This window comes from Psychromarinibacter sediminicola (assembly GCF_029168335.1).
In the GTDB taxonomy this organism is placed as follows: domain Bacteria; phylum Pseudomonadota; class Alphaproteobacteria; order Rhodobacterales; family Rhodobacteraceae; genus Psychromarinibacter; species Psychromarinibacter sediminicola.
Genome location: NZ_JARGYC010000135.1, coordinates 1 through 5,466, shown reverse-complemented (window position 1 = coordinate 5,466; position 5,466 = coordinate 1). Strand labels below are relative to the sequence as shown.

Below are 5,466 nucleotides of genomic sequence, written 5' to 3'. Positions count from 1 at the left end.
CTGCCCCCAGTATCTGCCCCAGGGTCAGTGAATCAGTCCCTCGGCCGAATGGGAATCCCCAATCGATTCATGTCGGTGGGCAAACGCTCTAAATCTTCGGTTGAGTTCGTCCTCAGATATGTTAGTTAGCTCTAGAAACCATCGGTACTCTTCCTCAAGCTTATTGAATTCATTTTCGAGTTCAGGGTGCGCAGTAATAACCCTTTGCAGTCTTTCTAGAGGTGTTAGCTCTGACATAGTGATAAGATCTTCTGTCCCAATCGGATTCTCAGATGATACCACATAACATATAGAAGCGTAACAGGTAAGCATGCGGCTAAATTTCAATTTTAAGTTCTTGATTTTTTGCCGTATTCTCCGATTTGCATCTGCGGCAGGCTGATTGCGCTTGTTTTCGTAGTTTAGGCAGAGTGTCTTCCAGAATCTAAGTATATCATTTACGAGAAACGTCGGAAGAAATTCTTTAGGGTGATCCGGATAGTCCTTGAAGTAAGCGCCCAATATATCCTTTAGAATGGTCTCATGTGCAGAATGGCCGAATACGCACTTGCTTTCCAGAATCATAAGCATTCTAGCCGTGAAATAGTTAGAATGATCGTCCTCTGGACCGCCAAGTTCCGATAGCATCATTGGTTTTTCCAAAATTCTTAGATACTTCCCATCATTTGAAAATTTTGGAAAATTCATTTCATCGGCGATCTCTATTACTCTGGAAAACAACCGGAGAGATTTGATATTCGGCTCCTCGGTATCGTTGAGATTTCCGTCCAGTATGAAAAAAAGGTCGATATCTGAGTGCTCGGAGGCTTCCTTTCTAGCATAGGAACCGGCAACAAAAATGGATAGATGCGAGAAGGCGTTCACAGCATCATCTACAGATAAAAGTTTTTCTAAACTTTCAATCTTTCTTTCAGAATTTGAGCGCTTTATGTCCTGAATGCTCACGGCGACCTCTGTACGTCCTCTGCAGTGACTGTATTTTGTGATTCGCATCACTGTCAAACTTGTGACACAGCCTATTGGTCGCAATGTTCGGAACATGGTCTCTATGGCGGCGCCTACGCAACACATAGCCGGCTTTGGAGCGACCTGCAGGGCCATCAACGTCGGGCGAAAATCTTTGGGCGAAGTCGCAAGGGTGGGCAATCTGCCCACCGCCCGCCGTGGAAAATACCGCCGTTGCTCTCTGGGTTAGGCGCGCGTGGGCAGATTGACCACCCTACGAGAACAACCGTTCGACCTCGTCCAGGATCTCGGTGACCAGGGCATCCGTCGCCCCCTGTCCGGTCACGTGCAGCACGAAGCCGCGCCGGGTGCGCTCGCGGCGGATGTGGACGCCCGGGCGGGGGGTGGACAGGCGTTTGGGGCGGTTGGGTGATGTCGGGCCGCCGGTGGCGACCACGGACTCGGCCTCGGCGAGGACGGGTGCGAGGGTCTCCCATTGCACGCAGGGCGAGCGGCGGCGGACCTCGGCGAGGGCGGCCGTGATCAGCTCGGACCAGCCGAGGCGGATGGCGGCGGCGATGCGCTGCAGGCGCTGCTCGGACAGATCCTCGGGGTCGGTGAGCAGGCCGTCGAGCTCCTCCACCACCTCCGCCACGGCGCGCAGGCGGGCGCGTTTCTGGCGGTTGAGGAAGGGGTAGAGGCGGCGCAGGGCCGCGTCGACGGTGTCGAAGGTCCCGGCATCGACGCTGGCGACGGCGACGGCCGCGCGCTCCCACGGGGACAGGGCCTGGCGGACCTCGTTCTCCTCGACCATCGCGGCCATCGCGGCGACGCGGTCGGGCGGGCTGCGCAGGACGGCGTCGATCTCGGTCCAGCGGTCCTGTTCGGTGGCCTCGTGGAGGCGCGTCACGGCCATCAGGCGGCGGTAGCCGGAGAGCAGCGCATAGCCGGTGTCGGTCTGCCAGACCTCGATCGGCTGGCGCAGGCCGTTGGCGAGGATCGAGCGCTGCAGCTCGTCCAGCGCGTCGGCGTCCAGCACGGTGCGGTCGCGCGGCAGGGCGTGGGGGTCGATCTGGTCGGTGGGGATGCGCATGGGGGCCTCCGGGGTTGCGATGGACCGGAAGCCTGCGCCGAACGGGTTAAGCGGGCGTGAGCGGAGCGTACGGTGGCCCGGCGGCAGGGTTGCGGGTCGGGGCGTGCGGGCGCCCTCCCTGCCGCGGCGGGTCAGGTCAGCTGCACTGCTCGATCTCGCCCAGGTAGTTGCCGTTGGCGTCGTAGGCGGGGATCTTCTTGCAGCCCGGCAGGCGGCCCTGGTTGATCAGGTACTGCCGGTATTCCTGCCCCTGCTGGGTGAAGACCTTGTTGGCCGGCGGGCCCTGGTGGCAGAAGGCGCATTCGGCGCCGGTCTCGTTTGCGAATTGCGGCCAGGCGGCGGCGGGACCGGCGAGGGCGAGGAGAAAGGCGGCGAATAGGGAAAGACGTACTGGCATTTGGGGCTGGTACTCCTGGTAGGATGCGTTTCGGAAAATCGATTTACGTAGGGTTAGATTAGGCGAGATGCGGCATTCTGTCCATCGGGTTGCCGGCGCCGTGACGGAGTCGTGCGGCGGCGGGGGGATTCCGGCGGGATCGTGGGTCAGTTTTTCGGCTTTTTGGGGGGCTAGTCGCCGGCGGAGTCGTTCTGCGCCGTGGCCGCGTAGCGCCGGATCGCCGCCAGCGTGGCCGGCGGGCCGATCAGTTCGAACACCACGGTGCTGGAGATCGTGAAGGCCATCACGACCGACGCCCAGTGCGGCAGTTCCTCGCCCGCGACCAGCGCCATGCCCACGGCGACGCCGGCCTGCGGCAGCAGTGCCGGGCCGTAGAGCGCCGCCTCGGTCCGCGGCACGCCGCCGGCGCGGGCGCCGAACCAGCCGCCGAGGAACCGCGCCACGATGCGCAGGACGAGGTAGAGCACGCCGGCCCAGCCCAGGAGCAGCAGCGCCTCGACCTCCAGCGAGGCGCCGGCCAGCAGGAAGAACAGGATCATGAACGGCCACTGGATGTGCTCGATCTCGTGGAAGGCGCGTTCGTGGTGCCGGGCGAGGTTGGCGATGACGGCGCCGGCGGTCATGCCGGTGACGAGGAACGAGACCTCCAGCCACAGCGCGAGGCCGGCGGCGAGGAAGACGATGCCGATGGCCTCGGCCTGCATCGGCTCGCCGGGCTTCAGCCGGCCGGTGAGAAAGGCGGCGGGCACGCCGACGGCGACCCCCAGCAGCACCGCGCCGCCCAGGTCGCGCAGCGCGCCCTCGGCCACGCCGGCCCAGCCGTCGGTCTGCCCGGCCAGCACCAGCATGACGGAGAAGGCGATGAGCCCCCAGGCGTCGTCGATGGCGACGACCCCCTTCAGCGTGTCGGTGAAGCCGTTATCGGCCCCGGACTGGTGGATCACGTCGGTGATCGCGGCCGGGGCCGTGGCGGTGGCGATGGCGCCGAGGATCATGGCGAGGCCGGCGGGGAGCCCGGCGAGCGTCAGCCCGACCGAGACGATCAGGACCGTCAGCACGGAGATCGCGAGCGAGATGGCGAGGATCGCGCGGCCGTGCTGGGTGAGGTTGCGCCGGGTCAGCGAGCCGCCGAGCAGGAAGGCCACCATGGTCAGGGCGACGATGGAGAGCGAGTCGAACCAGGCGGTGACGTCGTCGGGGATCAGCGACAGGCCGGCGTCGCCGGCGGCGATGCCGATCAGCAAGAGCATGGTGACGCGCGGCAGGCGGGTCAGTCCGCCGATCTGGTCGGCGGCGAGCCCGGCGAGGAACAGCACGCCGAAGCTGATGAGAAGAAACGCGAGATCCATGGCCGGGAGTGTTTCGCAGGTGAAGGACGGGTGCAATGGGCCCCCGTCGTATCGGGTCGTGTCGTCTCGTTGACCGGGGCGCGGCGGCACCCTAGGCAGGGCGCCATGCCGCACCGCCGTTTCGCCCCGCATGACGCGCTCGCCCGCCATCTGCTGCCCCATGCGGTGGCGCTGTCGGATGACGGGGCGCATGACCTGGGGCATCTGTTGCGGGTCTGGGCGAACGTGCAGCGGATCGCCGCGGTCGAGGGCGGCGACCGCGAGGTTCTGGCGGCGGCGGTGCTGCTCCACGACTGCGTCGCGGTGGAAAAGGATTCGCCGGAGCGGGCGATGGCGTCGCGGCTGGCGGCGGCGCAGGCGCGCGAGGTGCTGGGCGGGCTGGGCTGGCCGGAGCCGCGGATCGGCGCCGTGGCGCATGCGATCGCGGCGCACAGCTATTCGGCCGGGATAGAGCCCGAAACGCTGGAGGCGCGGGTGCTGCAGGATGCCGACCGGCTGGACGCGATCGGGCTGATCGGGGTGGCGCGCTGCTTCTACGTGACCGGCCGGATGGGTCGCGCGCTGTACGACCCGGAGGATCCGGCGGCGGAGGCGCGGGCGCTGGACGACGCGCGCTTCGGGCTGGACCATTTCCGGGTGAAGCTGTTGCGGCTGGCCGAAGGGTTCCGGACCGCGACCGGCCAGGCGCTGGCGCGCGCGCGGCACGCGCGGCTTGAGGCGTTTCTCGACGGCTTCCTGGACGAGGTCGGGTAGGAACCCCGCGCCCGCCGGGATGGGGCGCGGCGGCCGCGGGGCTGGCTGCCGGACAACACGTCACGCGGCAGCCTGGACGCAAAGAGGGAGAGTGCCCCCGGCCCGCATCGCGCGCGGGCAGAGGGCCTTTGCGCGTTACATCGCCGGCAGCATCACCGCGTCGATCACGTGGATCACGCCGTTCGACTGGTCGACATCGGCGATGGTGACGGTGGCGGTGGTGCCGTTCTCGTCGGTCAGGGTGATGGTGTCGCCGTCCATCTTGGCCGCGAGGGTGCAGCCGCCGACGGTGTGGACGGGATGGTTGCCGTTGTCATCCTCGATCATGCCCGCGATCGCGTCCGACATCGCGTCGGCCTCGACCACGTGGCAGCCGAGGATGGTCTGCAGCTGCTCCTTGTTCTCGTCCATCATCACCTGCTCGACGGTGCCTTCGGGCAGCGCCTCGAACGCCTTGTCGGTGGGGGCGAAGACGGTGAACGGGCCCTCGCCCTGCAGGGTCTCGACCATGCCGGCCTGTTTCACGGCGGCGACGAGGGTGGTGTGGATCGGCGAGTTCATCGCGTTTTCCACGATGGTCTTGTCGGCCGACATCTCGGCGCCACCGACCTTGGGGTTGGCCATCTCGTGGCTCGCGGCGAGGGCCACGGTCGCGGTGGCGGCGAGGGCGGGGATGGTGAAAAGGGTCTTCATGGGGTGTGCTCCCTGGTTGCTTGCGGTCCGGTATCGGCCGCTTGTGGTGGGAGTCACGGACGGGCGGCGGAGGGAGTTTCGGGGTGTTGCGATCACAGGGGTGTGAGGGGGTTGGGGTTTTTGAACGGTGCCTGGCGCGGGACAAGGCCGAAGGCCGCCGCGCAAGCGCCGCCTCTCGGCGATTGCTCTGCAATCGCCTGTCGGCAGGGCATTTCGCCAGCGAAATGCCCGAGAGA

The 5,466-nt window shown here is 65.5% G+C and carries 6 protein-coding genes; 1 reads left to right on the top strand and 5 read right to left on the bottom strand.

Annotation, left to right across the window (positions count from 1 at the left end; translation table 11 throughout):
* Nucleotides 1-24: 24 nt before the first annotated feature.
* The 4 genes from P1J78_RS23955 to P1J78_RS23940 form a co-directional block, all read right to left on the bottom strand.
* The gene (locus P1J78_RS23955) at nt 25-945 is read right to left on the bottom strand and encodes a nucleotidyltransferase domain-containing protein (protein WP_275569892.1); all 921 of its coding nucleotides are present in this window, start codon (nt 943-945) and stop codon (nt 25-27) included.
* A gap of 274 nt (nt 946-1,219) precedes the next feature.
* Nucleotides 1,220-2,038 (bottom strand): ParB/RepB/Spo0J family partition protein, encoded by an 819-nt coding sequence (locus tag P1J78_RS23950; RefSeq protein ID WP_275569891.1) that lies wholly within the window; start codon nt 2,036-2,038, stop codon nt 1,220-1,222.
* 136 nt (nt 2,039-2,174) lie between these two features.
* Nucleotides 2,175-2,435 (bottom strand): hypothetical protein, encoded by a 261-nt coding sequence (locus tag P1J78_RS23945; protein ID WP_275569890.1) that lies wholly within the window; start codon nt 2,433-2,435, stop codon nt 2,175-2,177.
* A gap of 170 nt (nt 2,436-2,605) precedes the next feature.
* Nucleotides 2,606-3,784: a cation:proton antiporter gene (locus tag P1J78_RS23940; protein ID WP_275569889.1), complete on the bottom strand. Its 1,179-nt coding sequence runs from the start codon at nt 3,782-3,784 to the stop codon at nt 2,606-2,608.
* A gap of 105 nt (nt 3,785-3,889) precedes the next feature.
* Here P1J78_RS23940 and P1J78_RS23935 point away from each other — a divergent pair, with 105 nt between their 5' ends.
* Entirely contained in the window at nt 3,890-4,537 is a 648-nt protein-coding gene (locus tag P1J78_RS23935) for an HD domain-containing protein (RefSeq protein ID WP_275569888.1), read from the top strand.
* Nucleotides 4,538-4,672: 135 nt separating this feature from the next.
* On the opposite strand, the gene P1J78_RS23930 is transcribed toward P1J78_RS23935, so the two are convergent.
* Nucleotides 4,673-5,230 carry a fasciclin domain-containing protein gene (locus P1J78_RS23930; RefSeq protein WP_275569887.1) on the bottom strand — a complete coding sequence of 186 codons (558 nt, stop codon included), beginning with the start codon at nt 5,228-5,230 and terminating at the stop codon, nt 4,673-4,675.
* Nucleotides 5,231-5,466: the final 236 nt, after the last annotated feature.